The organism is Mycobacterium sp. E796, assembly GCF_001672815.1.
In the GTDB taxonomy this organism is placed as follows: domain Bacteria; phylum Actinomycetota; class Actinomycetes; order Mycobacteriales; family Mycobacteriaceae; genus Mycobacterium.
In genome coordinates this window covers 31546-52959 of record NZ_LZKK01000193.1, presented here as the reverse complement: position 1 = coordinate 52959, position 21414 = coordinate 31546, and the positions used below count along the sequence as shown (strand labels likewise).

The 21414-nt window shown below is 68.6% G+C and carries 24 protein-coding genes and 1 tRNA gene; 4 read left to right on the top strand and 21 right to left on the bottom strand.

Translation table 11 applies throughout. The features are described from left to right. Positions 1-82 precede the first annotated feature (82 nt). The 9 genes from A5706_RS14320 to A5706_RS14280 all read right to left on the bottom strand — a co-directional run bounded on the left by A5706_RS14320 (position 83) and on the right by A5706_RS14280 (position 7616). Positions 83-577, bottom strand: a complete 495-nt coding sequence (locus tag A5706_RS14320) for a hydrogenase maturation protease (protein ID WP_068131605.1) — start codon at positions 575-577, stop codon at positions 83-85. Beyond that, positions 574-1866: a Ni/Fe hydrogenase subunit alpha gene (locus A5706_RS14315; RefSeq protein ID WP_068131604.1), complete on the bottom strand. Its 1293-nt coding sequence runs from the start codon at positions 1864-1866 to the stop codon at positions 574-576. Before A5706_RS14315 ends, A5706_RS14320 begins: the two co-directional genes overlap by 4 nt. Beyond that, positions 1863-2621, bottom strand: a complete 759-nt coding sequence (locus tag A5706_RS14310) for an oxidoreductase (protein WP_068131602.1) — start codon at positions 2619-2621, stop codon at positions 1863-1865. The genes A5706_RS14315 and A5706_RS14310 overlap by 4 nt, the downstream gene beginning before the upstream one ends. Continuing rightward, complete coding sequence (locus A5706_RS14305; protein WP_068131600.1) at positions 2622-3437, bottom strand: FAD/NAD(P)-binding protein; 816 nt, start codon at positions 3435-3437, stop codon at positions 2622-2624. Between the two features lie 31 nt (positions 3438-3468). Continuing rightward, positions 3469-4533, bottom strand: coding sequence for a 4Fe-4S dicluster domain-containing protein (locus tag A5706_RS14300; protein ID WP_068131644.1), 1065 nt, complete (start codon positions 4531-4533; stop codon positions 3469-3471). A 66-nt stretch (positions 4534-4599) separates the two neighbouring features. After that, positions 4600-5577 carry an NAD(P)H nitroreductase gene (locus A5706_RS14295; protein WP_068131598.1) on the bottom strand — a complete coding sequence of 326 codons (978 nt, stop codon included), beginning with the start codon at positions 5575-5577 and terminating at the stop codon, positions 4600-4602. 127 nt (positions 5578-5704) lie between these two features. Further along, complete coding sequence (locus A5706_RS14290) at positions 5705-5929, bottom strand: hypothetical protein (protein WP_068131596.1); 225 nt, start codon at positions 5927-5929, stop codon at positions 5705-5707. Positions 5930-6027: 98 nt separating this feature from the next. Continuing rightward, positions 6028-7182, bottom strand: coding sequence for a cation:proton antiporter (locus A5706_RS14285; RefSeq protein ID WP_068131595.1), 1155 nt, complete (start codon positions 7180-7182; stop codon positions 6028-6030). Next, positions 7179-7616, bottom strand: a complete 438-nt coding sequence (locus tag A5706_RS14280) for a cupin domain-containing protein (RefSeq protein WP_068131593.1) — start codon at positions 7614-7616, stop codon at positions 7179-7181. Before A5706_RS14280 ends, A5706_RS14285 begins: the two co-directional genes overlap by 4 nt. Before the next feature lie 133 nt (positions 7617-7749). Between A5706_RS14280 and A5706_RS14275 the strand changes: the two genes are divergently transcribed. Next, positions 7750-8139: a heme-binding protein gene (locus A5706_RS14275; RefSeq protein ID WP_068131591.1), complete on the top strand. Its 390-nt coding sequence runs from the start codon at positions 7750-7752 to the stop codon at positions 8137-8139. A gap of 14 nt (positions 8140-8153) precedes the next feature. Continuing rightward, entirely contained in the window at positions 8154-8444 is a 291-nt protein-coding gene (locus A5706_RS14270; protein WP_068131589.1) for a hypothetical protein, read from the top strand. A 14-nt stretch (positions 8445-8458) separates the two neighbouring features. Here the strand turns inward: A5706_RS14270 and A5706_RS14265 are convergent, their stop codons facing one another. The 6 genes from A5706_RS14265 to A5706_RS14240 all read right to left on the bottom strand — a co-directional run bounded on the left by A5706_RS14265 (position 8459) and on the right by A5706_RS14240 (position 13590). Beyond that, positions 8459-10678: an acyltransferase family protein gene (locus A5706_RS14265; RefSeq protein WP_068131587.1), complete on the bottom strand. Its 2220-nt coding sequence runs from the start codon at positions 10676-10678 to the stop codon at positions 8459-8461. 75 nt (positions 10679-10753) lie between these two features. Continuing rightward, entirely contained in the window at positions 10754-11260 is a 507-nt protein-coding gene (locus tag A5706_RS14260) for a MarR family winged helix-turn-helix transcriptional regulator (protein WP_068131585.1), read from the bottom strand. A 41-nt stretch (positions 11261-11301) separates the two neighbouring features. Then, positions 11302-12243 (bottom strand): NADP-dependent oxidoreductase, encoded by a 942-nt coding sequence (locus A5706_RS14255; protein ID WP_068131583.1) that lies wholly within the window; start codon positions 12241-12243, stop codon positions 11302-11304. A 122-nt stretch (positions 12244-12365) separates the two neighbouring features. Next, positions 12366-12749: a DUF4267 domain-containing protein gene (locus A5706_RS14250; RefSeq protein ID WP_068131581.1), complete on the bottom strand. Its 384-nt coding sequence runs from the start codon at positions 12747-12749 to the stop codon at positions 12366-12368. A 19-nt stretch (positions 12750-12768) separates the two neighbouring features. Continuing rightward, entirely contained in the window at positions 12769-13080 is a 312-nt protein-coding gene (locus tag A5706_RS14245) for an NIPSNAP family protein (protein ID WP_068131579.1), read from the bottom strand. Positions 13081-13113: 33 nt separating this feature from the next. Beyond that, positions 13114-13590 (bottom strand): DUF1772 domain-containing protein, encoded by a 477-nt coding sequence (locus A5706_RS14240; protein WP_068131577.1) that lies wholly within the window; start codon positions 13588-13590, stop codon positions 13114-13116. A gap of 101 nt (positions 13591-13691) precedes the next feature. Here A5706_RS14240 and A5706_RS14235 point away from each other — a divergent pair, with 101 nt between their 5' ends. Together A5706_RS14235 and A5706_RS14230 are read left to right on the top strand one after the other, a co-directional pair. Continuing rightward, on the top strand, positions 13692-14282 hold the full coding sequence (locus A5706_RS14235) for a TetR/AcrR family transcriptional regulator (protein ID WP_068131575.1): 591 nt from the start codon (positions 13692-13694) through the stop codon (positions 14280-14282). Positions 14283-14712: 430 nt separating this feature from the next. Next, positions 14713-15402 carry an alpha/beta fold hydrolase gene (locus A5706_RS14230; RefSeq protein ID WP_068131573.1) on the top strand — a complete coding sequence of 230 codons (690 nt, stop codon included), beginning with the start codon at positions 14713-14715 and terminating at the stop codon, positions 15400-15402. A 58-nt stretch (positions 15403-15460) separates the two neighbouring features. Here the strand turns inward: A5706_RS14230 and A5706_RS14225 are convergent, their stop codons facing one another. From A5706_RS14225 to A5706_RS14200, 6 genes are all read right to left on the bottom strand, one after another. Continuing rightward, complete coding sequence (locus A5706_RS14225; protein ID WP_068131571.1) at positions 15461-16303, bottom strand: MBL fold metallo-hydrolase; 843 nt, start codon at positions 16301-16303, stop codon at positions 15461-15463. A 103-nt stretch (positions 16304-16406) separates the two neighbouring features. Continuing rightward, positions 16407-16480: transfer RNA gene (locus A5706_RS14220), tRNA-Met, on the bottom strand. Positions 16481-16546: 66 nt separating this feature from the next. Further along, positions 16547-17158, bottom strand: coding sequence for a DsbA family protein (locus tag A5706_RS14215; protein ID WP_068131569.1), 612 nt, complete (start codon positions 17156-17158; stop codon positions 16547-16549). Continuing rightward, positions 17151-18296, bottom strand: coding sequence for a glycerate kinase (locus A5706_RS14210; RefSeq protein ID WP_068131567.1), 1146 nt, complete (start codon positions 18294-18296; stop codon positions 17151-17153). The genes A5706_RS14215 and A5706_RS14210 overlap by 8 nt, the downstream gene beginning before the upstream one ends. Then, positions 18296-19984 (bottom strand): L-lactate permease, encoded by a 1689-nt coding sequence (locus A5706_RS14205; protein ID WP_068131566.1) that lies wholly within the window; start codon positions 19982-19984, stop codon positions 18296-18298. Before A5706_RS14205 ends, A5706_RS14210 begins: the two co-directional genes overlap by 1 nt. Further along, a complete protein-coding gene (locus A5706_RS14200; RefSeq protein WP_068131564.1) occupies positions 19985-21355 on the bottom strand; it encodes an FAD-binding oxidoreductase in 1371 nt (456 codons plus the stop codon). It abuts the gene before it with no gap. Between the last annotated feature and the right edge of the window lie 59 nt (positions 21356-21414).

The window sequence follows — 21414 nt, the reverse complement described above, 5'->3', positions numbered from 1 at the left end:
CCATGGCACCAAGACGCGCTGCGGCGACAACGCCATATCACTAACGCTAGGGCCGCCGCCGGCCTCGGTCAGCGGCCAAAAGTCACCGCCCGTCAGACCGAAGGGCCCTTCCGGGTCGCCTCGAGTTGATTTCGGCCACCGTCATGCCCACAACCTCGGGCACCGCGCGCGCAACCCGGGGGGTCAAACCGGTCCCGTGACCGGTGTCGGCGACTTCCACCGTCAACAGCACCAGTTCGTCGGGCACTCGTTCGAGCGCCTCGCCCAGCGCGTGCGTGCGAACGATATCGATGCTGTGCGAACTCAATCCGCCACTAGCCGCCACGTCGCTCAGGCCGCACCGCCGCACGCGGCCGGGCGTCGGCGGCGTCCCGACCGCGGCGTCGATCACCACCGCGAGTGTGGCGCCCGACCACGCGTCGAGCAGGCCCGTGGGTTCGGCGATGTCGGTCACCACGCGAACCGCGGGCAGCGCCAGTCGGTCCAGCTCGGCGGCCACGGCGACGCCGACGCCGTCGTCGCCGCGGTAGCGGTTGCCCAGGCCGATCACGACGGTCCCGCCCGAAGCGGACGTCATCCCCGTTGCACCGTCAACGTCAGAAAGTGCGCGGAGCACGAGATGCACGGGTCGTAGCTGCGAATCAGCTGCTCGCATAGCGCGGTCAGCGCGGCGTCGTCGAGGGCGAGGTTTCCGGAAACCAGGTTGGCCAGGTCGGCTTCGATGGCCGCCTGGTTCTGGGAGGTGGGCGGGATGATGGTCGCCGCCGAAACCAGCCCGTCCTCGCCGATGCGGTAGCCGTGGTACAGCAGGCCGCGGGGTGCCTCGCTGACGCCGTGGCCGACGCCGGCGCGCGCCGGGACCTCGACGAACGGGCGGGCCGGGCGCTGGTATTCGTCGATGATGCGTAAAGCCTCTTCGATCGCGTAGACCACCTCGACGGCGCGGACGATGATGCTGCGGAACGGGTTTCGGCATTCGACCGTCAGGCCGGCTTGCGCGGCCGCCTGCGCCGCGACGGGCGAGAGCGCCGAGGAGTTCAGCGAGTACCGGGCCAGGGGTCCGGTCAGGTGGCGGCCGCCGTCGAGCGTCGCGTGCAGGGCGGTGGAGTGGGGCACCTGGGACTCGACGACGTGCTCGGTAAACTCGGCGACGGGAAACGGCGGGCCGGCGCTGCGCGCTATGGCGCCGTTCTCGATGGGGTATCGGGCGGACGCCGTGAGCGCAAGGAACTCGTGGTCCAGCTCGAGGTCGGGGAATTCGAAGCGCGACACCCATTCGACGGTCGCGAGCGCGTCATCCAGGGCCCGGCGCAACTGCTCTTCGAGCGGCGCGAAGTCCGATCGCGTTGGCACCGAATAGAATCCGCCCAGCCGCACGTTGACCGGGTGGATCGCGCGACCCCCGACGAACTCCATTAGCCGGTTGCCCGCCTTCTTCAGCGACAACCCGCGCTCGACGTCGCGCGCGTGGTCGCGCGCCATGCCGATGATGTCGGGGTAGCCGAGGAAATCCGGCGCGTGCAGCAGGTAGATGTGCAGGATGTGGCTGTGGATCCATTCGCCGCAGTAGAGCAGGCGGCGCAGCTCGACGAGCTCCTGGTCCACCTCGACACCGCAGGCGTCTTCGATCGCGTTGCACGCGCTGACCTGATAGGCGACCGGGCAGATGCCGCACACCCGCGCCGTCAGGTCGGGCGGCTCGGTGTGGGCGCGTCCGCGCAGGAACGCCTCGAAAAACCGGGGCGGCTCATAGATGTTCAGCTCGACGCTTTCCAGTTGTCCGTCCTTCAACGCGACACGCAGCGCGCCTTCGCCCTCGACGCGGGTCAGCGTGCCCACGCTCAGCGTGCGCGTGGACGGGTTCACTGATTGCTCCGTTCGGCGGAGAAGGTGGTCACATTGAACGTCGAGAACACCCGGTCGACGTCGCCGTCGGACATGCCGTCGCGGCGCAGCAGCGGGATCAGCGTCGCGGTCCGGGGCGCCGCCGACGGCCCAAAACAGCCGAAGCAGCCGCGATGGTGCCGGGGGCATAGCGCCCCGCAGCCCGCGTGGGTGACCGGGCCGAGGCACGGAATCCCTTCTGAGACAACGACGCACGTGACGCCGTGGAGCTTGCACTCGGTGCACACCGTCTTGGCCGGGATCTGCGGTTTGCGCCCGATCAGCAGGGCCGCCAGGGTGTCGAGCAGCTGGCCGCGGTCGATCGGGCAGCCGGGCAGCTGGTAGTCGACCTTGACGTGCGCCGACGCCGGCGTGGAGGTCGCCAGCGTGTCGACGTACTCCGGTTTGGCGTAGACGACGGAGGCGAACTCGGCGACGTCGGCGAAGTTGCGCAGAGCCTGCACTCCCCCGGCCGTCGCGCACGCACCGATGGTGACGAGAACCTTTGACTGCTCGCGGATCTCGCGGATGCGCTGCTCGTCGTGGTAAGTAGTGACCGAGCCTTCGACCAGCGACACGTCGTACGGTCCGCCGACCATCGCGCTGGACGCCTCGGCGAACGTGGCGATCTGCACCTGGTCGGCCAGGGTGAGCAGCTCGTCCTCGCAGTCCAGCAGGGTGAGCTGACAACCATCGCAGGACGCGAACTTCCACACGGCCAGTGTGGTCGGGCTCATCTAAAGCTCCTTCACGGAAAGCAGCGGGCCGGCCACGTCGTAGCCGACGACCGGGCCGTCACGGCACAACAGCAGCGGACCCAGCTGGCAGTGACCGCACCACCCGATTCCGCATTGCATGTTGCGTTCCAGCGACACCCGAATGTCCTGGGCGGCCACGCCTTTCGCCAGCAGCGCCTCGGCGCCGAACCGCAGCATGGGCTCCGGCCCGCACAGGAAGGCGGTGGTGTTCCCGGGGTCGAGCGTGAGCCGGTGCAGCGGCTCGGTGACCAGGCCGACCTCGCCACGCCAGCCCTGGACCGGGACGTCGACCGTGACGTGCAGTTCGATCTGCGGGTCGTCGGCCCACTTTTCGAGTTGTTCGGCGAACACTAAGTCCGCCCGCGAGCGCGCGCCGACGATGAGCGTCACCTTGCCGTAGCTCGACCGTCCGGCCAGCGCGCCCAGCACCGCCGGACGCAGCGGGCACAGCCCCACGCCGCCGGCGACCAGGACCAGGTCGCGCCCGACGGCTTCCTCTAGTCCCCAGGTGGTGCCGAAGGGACCGCGGACGCCGATGACGCTGCCGGGTTCGGCGTTGTGCAGGGCCCGGCTCACCGCCCCCACCGCGCGGATGGTGTGGGTGATCGAGCCGTCGGTCACGGTGGGGTCGCCGCTGATCGAGATCGCGGCCTCGCCCACGCCGAACGCGTAGAGCATCATGAACTCCCCCGGCAGCGGGGCGCGCAGCGACTCGCCGACGGGCTCGAGGCACAGCGTCGCCGAATCGGGACTCTCCACGATGCGGCTGCGCACCCGGTACGGCACCGGCGCCATCGCCGATGCCGGCTCACTCCGTTCAGTCCGTTCAGTCACTGCCGGCCATCTTGTTCATCTCCGCGGTGATGTCGATGCCGGTGGGGCACCAGGCGATGCACCGGCCGCACCCGACGCAGCCCGACGTGCCGAACTGGTCGTGCCAGGTACTCAGCTTGTGGGTCAGCCAATGCCGGTAGCGCGACGCCCCGGACTGGCGGACGCTGCCGCCGCCGTGGACGTAGGTGAAGTCGAACTCGAAGCACGACGCCCAGTGCCGCCAACGCTCGGCGTGCTCGCCGGTGAGGTCGCTGACGTCCTCGGTGGTGGTGCAAAAGCAGGTCGGGCACACCATCGTGCAGTTGCCACACGTCAGGCAGCGGCTGGCCACCTCGTCCCACTGCGGTGATTCCCGCGAGGCGATCAGCAGCTCCCGCAGGTCCGTGTCCGGCATCCGGCGGCCCATGTGCTGGGCCGCTTCCTCGACATCGGCACGTGCGGAAGCGATTTCGTCATCGCTCGCGGCCCGGTGCGCCACCGCCGCGAGGACGTCGGCGCCTTCCTCGCTGCCGACGTCGACAAGGTATGACGGCGCGTCTTCGTCGAGGCGCTCCGTCAGGGCCAAGTCGTAGCCCGGCCCGGCCGCGGGCCCGGTGCCCATCGACGCACAGAAACACAGCCCGCCCGGCTCCGTGCAGTTCACCGCGACGATGAAGGCCCGTCGCCGCCGGCCGACGAAAGAGCTGTCCGGATACTCGGAGCGGCCGAGCACCCCGTCGAGGGTCGAGATCGCAGCCAGGTCGCACCCGCGCACGCCGAGGAACGCGTAGCGCGGCGCTGGCCCATCGGGTTCGGCCTCGCTCATCCCGTCCCGGGTGCCGGCCCACAGTCGCTGCCGCGGCGGATGCAGGAACTGTTTGAACGACTGCGGCCCGGCCGAGTGCCCGAAGGCGGCGGCGTCGTCGCGGCGGCGCACCCGATAATGCCCGGGAGAGACATCGACGCCCCAGCCGCGCGGCAGCTCGTCCGCGGACTGCAGCTCCGCCAGCACGATTGCGTTGTCCCGCAACGTCGGACCGACCACGCGGTAGCCCCGCTCGATCAGCACCTCGACCAGCCGGTGCAGCCCGGCCGCGTCGAACGACGCGACCTGGTGATGTTCGCCGCCTCCGCTCCCGGACACTTACTCGTTGACCCACTCGACGAAATCGGTCAACTCGCGCCGCGGCGTCGCGGGCAGCGGGTCGGCGTTGATGGGCGCCCAGCCCACCCGAAGCAGCATCTGCGGGTAGTTGCCGCCCCCGAAGATGTCCGAGCGAACCAGTTCGCGGGTCTCGGCGATCTCCAGTGGTTCGGTGACCGGGCAATTGGCCAATCCCATCGACGTCGCGGTCAGCAGCACCGCGCTGGTGGCCTCGCCGGCCCGCAGCCGCGCCAGCCGGTCGTCGGTCCGCGTGCCCAGCGCAAGCACGACGGCGTTGTCCTCCGAGGAGGACGATTCGGGCGCCTGCGGCAGCGTGGGGCCGGCGAAAAACCGCCCCGGTATTTTCGCCGCGGGGTCCGAGGGCGGCGTGCTGTGCGCGGGAACGCCCGCCACCGACGCGTAGCGCCCGCTCCACGCCGTCAGCTCGGCGAGGTAGTCGCGATTGAAGTGCTCCGCAACGGATTCGGCGACGATCTTGTTCAGCTTGTCGAGGTCTTCGACCTGGCACAGCGTCACGCCGTTTCGGGCGGCCCGGGCGGCCATCAGCGCGATGTCCCCGATCGGCACCGGCCAGGAGCTGTAGTGGCGACGGTCGGTGCGGCGCCGCGGTATCGCCGCGGCCAGCGCGATGTCGACGGCGTCGGCCGGGTACGGCGATAACTCGATCGCGGCAAGGTGATTCGGGTCGTCCGGGTTCGGCAGCCGGGTCACCTTGGACAGCCACCCGACGGCGGCAAACGCGACGACGCAGTGATGCAGGGCCGTGCCGCAGCTCAAGATCAGGTCCCGGCCGTCCGGGTCGGTGTTGGGCAGTTGGCGTTCGGCGTCCGCGTACAGGTGCAGGCTGGTGTCGTCGACCCGCCACCGCCACGGTTGCGTGTTGTGCACCGAGGGGGCGCGGCCCGCCAGGGTCAGGCCAGTCCGGACTGTGCCGGCATCCGGAAAGCGCGCGTTCATCGCTCCAGTTCCCTTCGGTAAAGCTTCGTCACGTCCACGATGGCGTAATCACATGGGGCGATGCGAGAGCAGGACGGCACTTGGCAAAAGGACTTTGGGCCAATTGCGGAGCTCGACATGACTAGTCCTAGGCCGCGATGACGGCCACGTCGACGGAGAGCTGATCGCCGACCGCGCGGGCCGCCGCCCAATTGCCGACGCGCACCGCCCGTTCGAGGTCGTCCGCCAGCGGGCTGTCCGCGCCCAGCTCGGCGAGCCAGGCCGACACCACGTGGGCGATCTCGTTACCGGGCACCGCGACCGTGCGGCCTTGGTGCAGGCGATCGGTAACGCGGTACATACGATCCCTCATGACAGCCCCCTAGATCGGCCTAGGGTTTCATCCGACCACCGCGCCGCGCGCGCCCGTAGGGCCGAATGGACCCGGATGGGAGTGCTTCGGTCCCTTGGTCACACGGGGTTCGTCGCGGCCGGCCGGCCGCGCGCCGCCAGCGCGCCCGCGAGCGACGTGCTCGCGACCGTCAACAAGGCGCCGAACATCAACGCCGAGGCTTCGCCGGGGACGAGAAGGTGTTCCTCGGTGCCGATGGTGGCCGCGGCCACCGGCACGCCGAGCTGCGCGGCGGACAGCACCGCCAGCGTCAGCGGCTGGCCGAGCAGCCGTCCCACGCAATGCGCCAGCACGGCACACAGACCCAGGCCGAGCCCCAGCAGGATGAGCTTCGGGTGCGCGCCCAACTCGCGCACCTGTAGCGAGGCGCCCAGCCAGACGAAGAACAGGGGGCTGAAAAACCCCTCGGTGATACCGAACAGCTGGCGCGCCAGCCGTCGCGGTTCGCCGACCATCGCGATCACCAGACCCAACGCGAAGCCCGCCAGCATGATCGACACGTGGGTGCTGGTTGCCAGCGCCGCCAGGGCGAACAGCACGACCAGGTTGGTGCGCAATTCCAGTGCGAAGCGTTGCTTTTCGGAGTACTTGTGCAGGCGCTGCCGCCAGCCCTTGCGGTCGGCCGCGCGCAGGACGATGAACACCACCGCCGCGCAGGCCGCGACGGCGAGCGCACCGAGCGCCGCGACCGGAGCCCGGCGCAGGTCAATTACCAACGGCAGCAACACGATACTCGCGGCGTCGGCGATGGCGATCTGCACCGTCACCGACAACACGTCGGGCCCCTGCAGCCGCAGCGAATCGATCACCGGCAGCGCCAGCGCCGCCGACGAGGACGCCATCAGCACCGCGTAGAGCGCGGCGTGCCCGGTGCCGAACGCCTCGGCCAGCCCGAAGCCGAGGACCGCCGCGGCGGCGCCGACCGCGACCGCGCGCAGCAGCGCCCGCGGCGCCGCCGAGCGCAACTGGGGGTCGCGGATCGGAACGTGGGTGCCCACGACGAACATCACCAGCGCGAAGCCGATGTTGGCGAGCAATTGCAGGGTCGGGTTGGTGTCGTCGATGATGCCGAAGCCGGTCTTGCCGACGACGAGCCCGGCGGCGAGCTCGCCGATGATCACCGGTATCCGCAGGTGCGGCACCGACGCCAGCAGCGGCCCGGCGAAACCGATCGCGGTCAGCAGCGCCAGGGTGTGGAAGCCGAACGTGCTCATTCGAAGTCGCAGCCGGGGTTGGGTGCGCTGTCGGAGGTGGGCGCTCCCGCCGGATCGATGTAGGTCACATCGAGGACGAGTGGCGTCGTCCCCAGGTTGCGGGCGAGGTGAACGTGCTGTGGCCCCGTCGGATCGGTGATGGCGGCCCCGGGGCCGTAAACGCCGTCCTGCTGGCAGTCCGACCCGTAGTGGGTCAACACGCCAGACTTGATGACGCCGTAAATCTCGCCCTGGTGTGTGTGCCAGCCGGTGCTTCCGTTTGGTGCGACCGTGATTTCGCTGACGATGTAGTCCTTGCCGTCGACGGTTTGCTTCGACAGGGTGACCGCGCTGACCCCGATCGGCGGCGTCGCGTGCGCCGTCGCGGGCATCACGATGGCCGTCGCCAACGCCGCTGACACGAATCCGGCGGTCCGCGCGCACAAATGGTTCACTGCATCCCTTCCTGTCGGCGCCTTAGGACATTAACGGAATCTGGCCCCGACGAGGCCGGTCTTGCCAGCTCGCGCCCCTTCCGGAACCGACGAGGTTGGCAGAAGATGATTTATGCGCAGGAAGGAGCCCGCTATGTTTCGCCCAATCTCCATTCGGCGCCGGCTAATCGTCGGTGCGATCGGCGCCGGCGCGGTCGCCGGCACGCTATTGGCCACCGCGGGGACCGCCGCGGCCGATCCGCCGTCCCGGCCGGCCAACTGCACGGCCGCCGACATCGCCGGTGTCGCAGCGGGTGTCGCCGCGTCGCTGTCGACCTACCTGTTCACGCACCCGGACGTGAACGGGTTCTACACCGGCCTTCAGGACCAGCCCAAGGACCAGATCCGCGACAACGTGCAGAACTATTTCAACGCCAACCCGCAAGAGCAGGCCGACCTGGAGAACATCCGCCAGCCGCTGGCCGACGCCAGGCAGCGTTGCCAGTGGACTCCGCTGCTGGGCGACAGCAGCGCCACCCCCTAGCGAAGGAGATAGCGATGAATCTGTGGGCGCGGTCGTGGACCGCCGCGGGGGTCGCGGTGTTGGCCCTCACGGCGGTCCCGGAAATCTATGCCGTCGTGCAACCCCCCGGCGTGGCCAACGCCGACGTCTGCGCGAGCGTCGGTCGGCGCATTTCGGTGAGCGGGTGCACCAACGTCGCCGACACGGTCAACACCTACGCCCCGCCGCCGGGCGACTATGCCCCTCTGCCGCAAGACTTTCCGCCACCGAACGTGAGCGTGTGCGCCGGTGTCGGCCGGCGAGTCCATGTGAGCGGCTGCACCTAGAAGCGGTGTGGGCGTCAGCCCCCGGCGAGCGCGCGGTCGGCCAGCGCCGCGATCGCCGGTGCCATCAACCGGGAGTATTCGAGCGTCAGGTGACCGGCGTCGACGTAGACCAGGGTGTTGCCGACGACGACCGGGCAGCGCTTCGCGGTGCAGAACAGTTCGGAGAGGTCCGCGTACTGCCCGCCGCCGGCTTTGACGGCCGCTGCCTCGGCGGACATGCCGGCTCGGTCGAACGCGTATGACATGGGCGGCGAGCATGCCGTCGCGTCCTCGAGGTGCTCGGACAGACAGCCTGGCACCGAGGTGGTCAGGTGCGGAAGCGGCCCGAGCACCAGCACCTTGGCGCCGGTCTCGCGCAGTTGACGCACCAGGCGGGTCAGGCCGTCGTTCCAGGCCGGGTCGTACGAGGTGAAGCCCGAGCGGAATCCATTGCTGTGGGTGGCGGTGTACCCGCGGAACACGCTCACCATGACGAGCGCGGGGTGCTCGGCGCGGAGCCGATCCATGATCTGACCGCGCCACTGCCCGCAGCGCTGGATGTATTCGACCAGCGGACTGACCAGTGGGTTGGCGATCGGCAGGTCCATCATCGGGCAGGCCGCCTTGGCCATGGCTTCAAGTCGCCAGGGCCGCTGCGTGCCGATCTGCTGGAACGCCGGAATCCACATCGACGAATGCGAATCGCCGACCATGGCCACCGTCGTCTTGGATTTGGTGTCGCCCATCGCGCACTCCGGCTGCCCGGCTTGCAGGGGTGCGCGCAGGCAGCCGTTGAACAACATGGCCCCGATTTCGCCCGCCGCGTCGCCGACCGTCGGCTTCAGGTTCGACGGGACGGCCTTCACATCGGCCGATGCCGCGACCGCGGCCTGCACCTGCGAGAACACGTCCTGCACCGCCGCGTCGTAGGCCTCGATGTTGGTACCCGTCGGCACGGGCCCGGCGGTGATCGTCAGCGGCGCCGCCTGCGCGCCGTGCGCGACCGCGACCGGCATCGGCAGCGAAGACACCCACATCAGCAACACCGCGGCCACGCAGGCCGCCGCCGACGTGGCGAAACCGCCGACCGCCAGACTTTTCGCCGGCGACTTGCGCAGGACAGCGGCGTATCGCAACGGGTTCTCGATGAAACGCAGGGTGAGCCAGCCCAGCCCGCCGGAGACGACGACCGCCGCCACGAACCTGCCGGCCAGGCCCAGCGGATGGCCCACGATGATGGGTGCGAACACCAACACCGGCCAGTGCCACAGGTACCACGAGTAGGACAGCCGTCCGATCGCCCGCATCGGGGACCATCCCAGGACCCGCCCCGCGCCCCGGTTCGGCGTCGAACAGCCGGCGCCGAGCACCAGCGCGGTGCCCAGGACGGGCAGCAGCGCGGCGGTGCCGGGATAGGGAATGTCCGGGGTGAAAAGGACGCAGGCCCACAGGACCATGCCCGTCCCGACCCATCCCGTGATCACCGCGGCTCGCGCCGGAAGCCGGCTCCAGTACTCGGCCGTCAGGGCCACCAAAGCCCCGAGCGCCAACTGCCAGGCCCTGGTGAAGAGCGAAAAGTACGCCGCGAGCGGCATCACGTAGGTGATCAGCAGCGACAGCGCGAAAGACACGGTCGCGATCACCGTCACCAGGGCCAGGTACGGCCTCTTCGACACGGGCGCGTCGGTCTTCGTGCGCCGGCGCAGGCGGCGGATCAGCCACGCCGTGCCGACGATCAGGGGCGGCCACAACAGGTAGAACTGTTCCTCCACGCCCAAGGTCCAGTAGTGCTGGAACGGCGAAGGCGTGCCGCCGGCGAAATAGTCGACCTGTTGGACGATGAACCAGAAGTTCGGAACGTACAACGCGCAGGCGATGGCGTCCTTCAGGGCGCCTTGGGCCTGCACGACGGGCAGCAAGACGGCCGCGGCGATCGCGGTGATGACGCCGACCGTGGCCGATACGGGCAGCAGTCGGCGGGACCGGGCCCCATAGAACTTCCGCAGTCCGATGGTGCCGGTGGTACTCACCTGGCGCCAGAGCTGCCCGGTGATGACGAAGCCCGAGATTTCGAAGAAGATGTCGGGGCCGACGAAGCCGCCGCTGACACCGGGCATCGAGATGTGAAAGCCGAGGATGGCCAACAGCGTGAAGCCGCGCAAGCCCTCGATATCGTTGCGGAATCCGGTCTCTGCCGGCCGCTGAGCCTGCGCCCGTTCGACGGGGCGAACGGTGTCGGCCTGGCGCGTGGTCACCGGCCTATGGTCCCAGAGGCGCTCCGGCTTGGGACGGAAATGGCCGCCGAGAAACCTGTGAGACCGTTTCCCCTGCTAGCGGCGACGGCGCGGGGCGGCGGAGCGCGGCGGCCGAGCACGCATGTGGTCGCGGGCGCGGCTCATCACTTCACCCAGGGTGCGCACGTCGCGGTCGGACAGCGAGTCGAACAGCAGTTCGCGCACCACCTCGATGTGGCCGGGCAAGACGGTGGCGACCCGGGCACGGCCCGCCTCGGTGATGCTGACGACCGTGGCGCGCTGGTCGTCGGGCGAACTGGCGCGGGTGATCAGGCCTTCCTTTTCCAGCAGTCCGGCCTGATGAGTCAGCCCGGAGCGGCTGTACACCACCCCGTCGGCCAGCTCGGTCATGGTGAGGGGGCGTTCGGCGTCGGCAAGTTTGGCCAGGATCTCGAATTGCACGTAACTGAGGCCGCCGTCGGCCTGTAACTGCTCCCGCACCGCGTACTGCAGCAAGCTGACCGCCTCCATCAGCGCGAAGTAGGTCTGCAGCTGGACCGGGTTGAGGGCCTTGACCACGCCTGGAGCGTAATGCTTCGACATCGAAGTTCCACCGGCTCGAGGCGTGGCCTCGGCGGCCCGGGCTACTCAGTGGCGATCAGGATGGTCTTGCCGTGCAGGCGGCCCGAGTCGGAGTCCTCGTGCACCGCCGCGGCCTGCTCGAGCGGGCGGCGATCGGCGACCTCGATGCGCAGTTGCCCGTCGTCGACGCGGCGGACCAGCCCGGCGAGCTGGGCGGCGTCACTGCGGACGAAGACCCGCTGTGTGCGCACTCCGCGGCCGGGATTCTGCGGCCCGAAAACCATTGTGCCGACATGGAATCCGCCGTCGGCGACGACGCCGATGAGGGCTTCGGTCTGCTCGTCGGTGGTGCTCACCAGGTTGAGCACCACGTCGAACGGTGCGCCCTCGACGTCGATCGGCGAGCGGGTGTAGTCGACGTAGTCGACGATGCGGTCCGCGCCGAGCCCGCGCAGCCGCTCGGCGTCGCGCGCCTTGGCGGTCGCGGTGACGACGGCACCGGCCTGCTTGGCCAACTGAACGGCGTAGCCGCCGACCGCACCGGAGGCGCCGTTGATCAGAACCGACTGACCGCCGGCCAGCCCGGCGATCTCGAACAGGGCCTGCCACGCGGTCAACGCGGGTTCCGGCAGCGCTGCCGCATCGGCCAACGGCACCGACGTCGGGGCGGCGGCCAGCGATTCGGCCGGCACGACGGCGAACTCGGCGGCGGCGCCGTCGGCGTCCAGCGGCAGGAAGGCCACCACGGCGTCGCCGACGTTCCAGCCCGTCACGCCGTCGCCGATCTCGGCGACGGTCCCCGCCACGTCGACGCCGGGGATGTGCGGGAAGTCGATCTTGTACACCTCGGCCAGGTAGCCGCCGCGGATGCCGGCGTCCACCGGATTGAACGAGGTGGCGGCGACCTTCACCAGCACCTGCCGCGGGCCCGGCACGGGGCGCGGGGCCTCCTCGACCCGCAGAACGTCGCTACCGCCGTATTCGTGGTACCGCAGAGCCTTCATGATGTCCCTCCTCGAGTTGATTGCTTCGAGTTCGAAGCAGTTACGGTGCCTACAACTCGCTTCGATGTCGAAGCAATTCCCGGGGCGTCAGGTGATCGTCGTCATACCGCCCGAGGTCAGGCTCAGGAGACGAGCAGCAGCGCCGTGGTGACCAGCATGACGGCGGCGGTGACGCCGTGGACTCCCCATGCGATCGACTTGGAGCCGCCGTTGCGTAGCACGATCGTCGCGTCGGCGAGCGGAATGATGGTGGCGGCCAATGTCGCCCAGCCCACCAGGTGCGTCGCGCCGGCGACCATCAGGACGACAACGACCAGGCCCGAGGCGATGTCGCGCACGCCCTTGACGCTCAGGTAAGCGCCGACGCCCGGTTGGTCCAGGTCGGGCAGCACGCCGTAGCCGGCGGCGGCGACGCGCGGCGCGACGAGGAAGCGCGCGCCGATGAAGATGATGCCGGCGGCGAGGAGCCCGGCGAGGACGTAGCCGATGATGGTGGTGATGGTCATGTCGAGTACTCCTGGTTCGTCAGTGAATTGGTGAAAAAGATGTCGGGTCAAGCAATGTCGTTTGAACGTCGACGATGTCCTCGACGTCGAAGCCGGCCATGTCGGCGGCGAATTCCGGGCTGGTCATGATGCGCCGCGTGAGGTGGTCCGGGTCGGCGTCCGGTGGGTAGCCGATCAGCGCGACGAGCCGATTGGCACCTTGCTCCGTCCAGACCCCGTGGGTGGTGACCCCGAACGCCTCGAAGGTAGGGAGGTGCCGCGCCCAGTGCACCGTCGCGTACTGTCGTAGGGCTGCGGGCGATCGCAGGGTGTAGATCCTGAGCTGAAACATCGAAATCTTGCTCCTCGCAGTGTGATTCGGCTACTAGATCATCATCACCGCACATAGGGCGGCCACGGCCAGGCCCTGCAGCGATGCGCGAACGTTGATGATCGAATCCCATTTCTCTTGCAGCGCATGACCGTTCGGCAGCGTCCGGCCCGCGTCGGCGGCCGCTGTCATTTGCCTGTTGATGGGCGCGCTCACCCGGGTGTAAAGAGCGAGCCAGATCACCAGCAGGACCAGTGCGGCGCCCGCCGCGATCGCCTGCGGCCACTGCGCACCGATCGCGGCCAGGACCGCGCTCGCCGCGGCGGCCACGATCCCGAGCACTCCGGGCAGCGGCATGCGCCCGTCTCCGTATCGGTGCACGCGGCCCATGACGGCGATCAGGGCCGCGTCGTCGACCGACGCCAGGGCCGGTCGCATCACCATCGCGCAGAACACGTCGGTGCCGTAGACCACCGCGGTGCCCAGGACCGCGATCAGTGCGGCGGCCCGCGTGATGTCGTGCAGAACCATGTCGTAGCTCCCCTCATTCGTAGGTGTTAGCAACGCTAACCCCCTCACGTCATTACGTCAATAGCGTTGCTAGTTTTTCTAGCTGTGATATCTTGGAGCGCATGCCCATCGAGGAGCGTCGTGAGCGCGATCGGGCCGCCCGTCGCCGGCTGATCGTCGGAACCGCGCGCAGGCTGGCCGAGGCCGAGGGCTGGGATGCCGTCACCACGCGGCGGCTGTCCACCGAGATCGAGTACAGCCAGCCGGTGTTGTACAAGCACTTCGCCGGCATGGAACAGATCGCCGATGCCGTCGCCCTCGACGGGTTCGCCGAGCTCGCCGAGGCGGTCCGGGTCGCCCGCTCCGACGCCGATGCGCCCAGCGACACCCTGACCCGGATCGCCCGGGCCTACCTGGATTTCGCGCGCGACAACCCGGCGGTCTACGACGCGATGTTCACCCGCGCGACCACCCTGCGCTTCGCCGCGCAGGACACGCCGCCCCAGCTGATCGCGGCCTTCGAAGCGTTGCGCCAGGCGGTCGGCATGGTCGCCGGCGACCAGGACGGCGACACGCTCACCGAGGTTTTCTGGGCCGCCCTGCACGGGCTGGTCACCCTGGGCCGGACCGGACGACTTCGCCCCGAGTACGACTCGGAACGTTTGCAGCTGCTCGTCGATGAGTTCGCCCGCAGACGAGAAACGACGCGCTAGGCCAACCGTCGGTCCCCACGTCATGACGAGCAGACGGAAACCTACGGCGAGCCCGGGAATCCGATTATTGTGGAACGGTCGTGTTCACCGCGCGAAGGAGCTGCCGACGGTCAACAGAGGCAAGACCCCGCCGACCGACCCGCTCACACCTGGCGAACGCCGTGCGATGCGGATAGCGGTCGGCGTTTTCGTCGGGGCTATTGCCGCCGGCTCGACAGCATGGGTTTTGACCGACCACTCGTCGGACCCCTACGACCGATCGGGTGATGGCTGCGTGAATGTCACGTTCGCGAGTTCGATGGGTGGCGCACTCCAGCACGCATGTGGTGATGCCGCTCGTGACTGGTGTCGCGCCGTCTACGCGCAACATGACGCCCACGCTGAAGCGGTTCAGGCCCAATGTCGCGTCGCGGGGATTGTGCCGTAGGGCATGGTTAAGGTTGGCGGCTCGGCACCCACGAATGTCGTTCTGGTGCATGGCGCTTTCGTGGACGGATCTAGCTGGCGGGCAGTTCATGATCTACTCACACAGGATGGTTGCCGCGTTGCCGTGGTGCAGAATCCGACCCTGTCACTGCAGGGCGACGCTGCCGCAACGCGGCTGATCGTGGACGAACAAAGCGGGCCGGTCGTGCTGGTGGGGCACTCCTACGGCGGCGCGGTCATCACCCAGGCGGGCACCCACGACAAGGTCATAGCCCTGGTCTACATCGCGGCTTTCGCGCCGGATAAGGGCGAGTCGGTGAGAACGTTCTACGGCGACCCGAACGAGGCGGGGTCACCACTTGTATCGGCGCCCGGCGGGTTCCTGTTCCAGGACCGGCAGGGGTTCCATGAGTCATTCGGCGCCGACCTGTCGCCCGAAGATGCCGCGTTCATGGCCAGCGCGCAGGTCCCGTTTGCCTTGGAAGCCATGGCTGAGCCGGTCACCGAAACCGCCTGGCGCAGCAGGCCCAGCTGGTATCTGGTCGCAACCGAAGACCGCATGATCCCAGCGTCAGCCCAGCGCGCAATGGCGCAACGGGCCGGTGCCACGACCATCGAGGTGCCCGCCAGCCACGCCGTCTACATGTCGCAGCCGGCCCAAACGGCAGCCCTCATTCGGCAGGCCTGCCCCTAGGCGAATCGCGCCACACGCGTCGCATCGCCAAGCCGTTGGCCATGAACGCGAAGGACTTTCATAAACCGGGCTTGAACCTGTAGGTCTCGCCATGAGCGAGGTAGACGAACTCCGTCCTCGCGGTCGAAGTCTGCGCGGCCTTCTTGAAGTCATCGAGTCCGGACAGGAATACCGAGAAGTCGTTGTAGTGGATGGGGATGGCTGTGCGAGGTTTGGTGATCTCGACAGCCTTCACTCCTTGCTCGCCGGTCATCGTGACAACCGTGACGAGGAAGGTGGTGCCACCCGTGTGAATGAGACCGAGGTCTATGCCGGGGTAACGACGCGGGATCTCCTCGAGACTGTCGAATAGCATCGTGTCCCCGGTTATGTAGAGCCGGTACAGGTGATCGGACTTGCGGCCGAAGTCGAGCAAGTGCCCGTTAACCGGCATCAACAGCGCGTTTACCGCTTCGTCGGTGGCATGCTTGCCCGGCATGGCGGTGATATTCAGCGTCGCGTCCCCTTTCTTCACCAAGAGGGACTCCCAGGTGTCGAGGGGATAGCCCTGCTCGAAACCGAGGCCGCTGAGCTTGTCCACCGCGTCAGCCGTTGAGACGATGGGCAGTTTCTTGTCGAGCTCTTGGGCGGCGACGTCATCGAAATGATCGCCGTGATAGTGCGACAAGACGACCAGATCGATCGGTGGCAGGTCAGCGATCTGGCAAGCAGGCTCGACCTCGCGGCGAGCCCAGATGCCATGTCCGAGGTTCACGTGCTCGCCTTTGTGAAGGAAGGCGGGATCCGTCAGAATCGTCAGTCCGCAGAAACGGATCAGCGTGGTGGCGTTACCGATGAAATAGACGTCGCCCTCGTCGAAATCTGCTGCTCCACCGCGTGTTAGCTCTAAGGCAGTCGTCATCGGCTCTCCTTCAGCTGAAGGCGGACGCAGCCCCGAAAACCGGCCAGGGGGATAAACCATGTCTCGGGACACCTGTCAACGATGTCCCGAGACATGACACTCGTAGCGGGGACAGGATTCGAACCTGCGACCTCTGGGTTATGAGCCCAGCGAGCTACCGAGCTGCTCCACCCCGCGTCGGTAAATGACAGGTTACCGAACGTGCGTCGCGGCGGCCAAATCGCGGGCTGACCAGGCCGTTTCTCAGCGATGCACGCGCGCGGTCAGGTTGCCGCAGTGCACGAAGTCGCGCACCGGCTGCAGGCCGATCATCAAACGCCCGTCCATGAGCCAGGCCGGTGTGCCGTCGACGCCGCGGTGCCGCGCGACCCACTCGGCCTGCCCGACGGAGGCCACCGCGCTTCCGTCGGCCAGGGCGGCGCGCATGCGGCCGACATCGACGCCCGCGGCCAAGGCGTGCCGGTCGATGACGGCCTGGTCGTCGATGTCCTCCCCGAAAACGAAGTGCGCGTCGAACAGCAGGCGGTGCAGTTCGGCGAAGGCGGCGGGCTGGTTGAGCCGCGCCCACTCGGCGGCCGCCAAAGCCCGGCGGCTGTGCGGTATCCGCGAGGGCCAGCGCAATGGCATCCGCACCGCCCGGGCCTGCCGCTCGATGGTCGCGTACCTCGGCCCGTGGCCGTGCCGCATCGGCAGCCCGCCGGGCGGCATGCCGGGGTGCGCCTGGAATGGCAGCAGGACGACGTCGAATCCCGCCTCGGCGAGGATGGCGGTCCGGTGCTGCCCGACGTAGGAGAACGGGCACGCGAAGTCGTACCAGTGCAGCACCGTGCGTTCGTCGTAATAGGACTCAGTCATGATTTCCTCCCTGGCGCGGCGTGCATTCCCGGATAAGCGCTTCGGTGGCCAGGCTGAGCAGGCTGGCGGCGTGCGTGGCGCAGCGCCGCAGATCCGGCTCGAATTCGTTGAGGGTGCGGACGGCCGCGAAGCCGGCCGCGCGGGCCTGGGCGCTGGTCAGGGTCGAAACCCCCGCGATGGCGAACGTCGGCACGCCGTGCCGGTGGGCGCGTCGGGATACGCCGACGGGTGCCTTGCCACGCAGCGACTGGACGTCCAGGGATCCCTCCCCCGTCACTACTACTTTGGCGCCCAACAGGTTTCGGTCCAGCTCGATGAGTTCGAGGATCATGTCGATGCCGGGCCGCATGCGCGCGCCCAGCACCGATAGCGCCGCGAAACCGACGCCGCCCGCGGCGCCGGCCCCCGGCCGATTGCGGCAATCGGTGCCGGTCGCGCGGTCGACGAGGTCGGCCCAGCGGGAAAGATCTCGCTCGAGCGCCGCAATCTGGTCGCCGTGAGCGCCCTTCTGGGGTCCGTAGACGATCGCTGCGCCGTGCGGTCCGCACAGCGGGCTGTCCACATCGGCGGCCAGCGTGAAGGCGCTCTCGCCGATGGCCGGATGCAACCTGCTCAGGTCGAGCCGATCGGCCTGCGCCAGGCCCGCGCCGCCGGATGGGATCGGATTGCCTTGGTGGTCAAGGATTTTCGCCCCCAGCCCGACCAGCATGCCGGCGCCGCCGTCGGTACTCGCGCTGCCCCCGACGGTGATGACGATGTCGCGGCAGCCTTCGTCCAGCGCCAGGGCGATCACGCTGCCCAACCCGTAGGTGGTGGCTGTCATCGGCGCGGGCGTCCCGGACGGGAGCCGCTGCAGGCCGCAGACGTCGGCCATCTCGATGACCGCCCGCGTGCCGGTGCGGGCGTAGGCGGTGTGCACCCCGGCGCCGGTTGGTCCCGTGACATAGGCGTGCATGCGCTGGTATCCGGCGGCCAGCACGGCATCGAGGGTGCCCTCGCCGCCGTCGGCGACGGGGCAGGTGATGGTGGTCGCCTGCGGATCGGCTCGCCACACGCCCTGCGCCATCGCCCGCGCGGCTTCCTCCGCGCGCAACGATCCCTTGAATTTGTCGGGCGCCAGGACGATGTGGCCGCCCATCAAACGACCATCCAGCCGAGCCACGGGGTGCTTTGCAGGTACACCAGCACACACATCAGCGCCAGCAGCAGCAGGCTCCACTTGAATACCGTGCGGAACAGGTCCCCCTCTTTGCCCTTCATCTGCACCGCGGCGGTCGCGATGACCAGGCTCTGCGGCGAGAGCATCTTCCCGATCACGCCGCCCGACGAGTTGGCCGCCGCCAGCAGGGTGGGGCTCAGCCCGGCCGCGTGCGCGGCGCTGACCTGCAGCACCCCGAAGAGCGAGTTGGAGGAGGTGTCCGATCCGGTGACGGTGACCCCGAGCCAGCCGATGATCGGGGCGACGATCCCGAGCAGGCCGCCGGCGCCCGCGATCCACAGGCCCAGCGTGGTGGTCTCGCCGGACAGGTTCAACAGGTACGCGAGCGCCAGCACCAGCCCGACGGTGAGTGCGGCGCTGCGCAATTGGATCGCCGCCTGCGCGTATGCCCGCACCGCCTGGCCCACCGAAGTCCGTAGCACGAGCATGGTGAGCAGTCCGCTGACGAAAAGCAAAGTGCCGGCGGCGGAAAGGAAGTCGAGCTTGTAGGTGGTCAGCGGGGAGACCTTGTGCGCGGCGTTGGCGACGTGCAGCCCGGGCCACGCGATGCTGGTGCCGCCGTGCTTGAGCAGGGCGGTGAACGGCTTCCACATCGACAGCGAGAAGATCACCGTTACCATCACGTACGGCGCGTAGGCCAGCAGGACGTCCTTGCGGGAGTCGACCACCTCGTCACGCACCCCGCTCGCCGCGGGCGCGGTCAGCACCGCCCCATCCAGGCGGCCCAATGCCGCTGCGGCGCTTTCCGTTTCATGTGTTACCGCCACCTCTTCCGGCGCGCCGGTCAGTGGCGCCTTCGGACGCCACACCCGCAGCAACAACACGATGGAGCCGGCGCTGATGATCGATCCGGCGATGTCGGTGAGCTCCACGGAAAAGAAGTTGGAGCAAAGGAATTGGACGATCGCGTAGACGCCGCCGCCCATCGCGGCCGCCGGCCACGCATGCTTGAGGCCGTTGCGACCGTCGACCATGAAGATCAGGATGAACGGCACGATGCAGGCCAAGATCGGTGTTTGCCGACCGACCATTGCGCCGAGCGTGTCCAGCGGCAGACCGGTGACCCCCGACAGCGCGACGATCGGGATTCCCAAGGAGGCGAACGCCACCGGCGCGGTGTTGGCCACCAGCGCCACCGAGGCGGCCTTCAACGGCGAGAAGCGCAGCGCGACCAGCATCAGCGACGTGATGGCGACCGGGGTACCGAAGCCGGCCAGGCCCTCGATCAGCGCGCCGAAGCAGAACGCGACGATGACGGCCTGGATCCGGTGGTCCGGGGAGATCGACGCCATGGACCTGCACAGCACGTCGCGATGGCCGGTCTGCACGGTCAGGTTGTAGATCCAGATCGCGTTGAGCACCAACCACATAATGGGGAACATGCCGTAGGCGAACCCGAGCACGGCCGAGTCGGCGACCTGCGCGACGGGCATGTGATAGACGCCCCACGCGATGAGGGCCGCGGTTCCGACGCCGACGGCGGCGGCGATGGGCGCGCGTACCCGAAGCCCGCCGAGCAGGACGAACATGATGACCAACGGCAGCGCGGCGACGGCGGCGCTCCAGCCGAGGGAATGCGCGACGGGGGTGAAGTCGGGTTGAAACATCTAGAGCACCGCCCCGGGGTTGAGGATGTTCTGCGGGTCGAGGGCCCGCTTGATGCGGCGGGTCAGTTCCATCACGTCGGGGCCCACCTGATCCGGCAGCCAGGCCTTCTTGAGCCGCCCCACCCCATGCTCGCCGGTGATGGTGCCGCCGAGTTCGAGTGCGAGGTGCATGATTTCGCCGAACGCGAGGTGCGCGCGGCGCGACTGGTCGGGATCGCTCGGGTCGTGCACGATCAGCGGGTGGGTGTTGCCGTCGCCGGCGTGCGCGATGACCGCGCAGACGATGTCGCGCTCCTTGGCGATGGCCTCGATGCCTTCGACCAGCGCGGGTAGCGCCGGCAGTGGCACGCCGACGTCCTCGAGCAACAGGTCGCCGAGGCGCTCGACGGCCGGGATGGCGAACCGCCGCGCGGCGGTGAACGCCTCGCCCTCGTCCGGGTCGTCGGTGGCGAAGACGTCCGTCGCATTGGCGTGCGTGAAAACCTGTGCGATGAAAGCCATTTCGCTCTCGCGGTCGCCGGGTGAGTCGGACTGGGCGATGAGCATCGCGCGGGCGCTGAGATCCAGGCCCATCCTGAGGCGGCTTTCGACCGCGGCGATCGTGGTGTGGTCCATGAACTCGAGCATCGCGGGCCGCATGACGCGGGTGATGTTGCAGACCGCTTCCGTGGCGTCGCGTACCGACGAGAACGAGGCCACCACGGTGCTGGCCGGCGGCTGCGGGGGCAGCAGTCGCAGCGTCAGCTCGGTGATGACGCCGAGCGTGCCCTCGCTTCCCACGAACAGCTTGGTCAACGACAGGCCGGCCGAGTCCTTGAGGCGCGGCCCGCCGAGTCGCACCACGGTCCCGTCGGCGAGGACGACTTCGAGCCCGAGAATGTAATCGGTTGTGACGCCGTACTTCACGCAGCACAGGCCGCCCGCGTTGGTCGCGGCGTTGCCGCCGATGGAACAGAATTCGAAGGACGACGGGTCCGGGGGATACCACAACCCGTGCTCCGCGACCGCCCGCTTGACCTCGGCGTTGGTGAGCCCCGGCTGCACCACCGCGGTGCGCGTCACCGGGTCGACCTCGACGTGGCGCATCAGCTCGGTGGTCAACACGATGCCGCCGTCGAGCGCGGTGGCGCCTCCCGACAAACCGGAACCGGCGCCGCGCGGCACCACCGGAACGCCGGCCGCGGTCGCCCAGCGCATCACCGCCACAACGTCCTCGGTGCTCTTGGCCCGCACCACCGCCAACGGGTGCCCGGCGTCGGGATCTTTGGCCCGGTCTTGTCGATAGCTTTCGATCACGTCCGGGTCGGTGAGCACAGCCACGTTCGGGATGCTGGTGAGCAGGCCGCCGCCGCGTTCGTCCAGTGCCGTCATTAACGCGTTCCATTTCGTATGTCGGAATTGCTATTTCGTGAATGCCACCGTGGCATGGC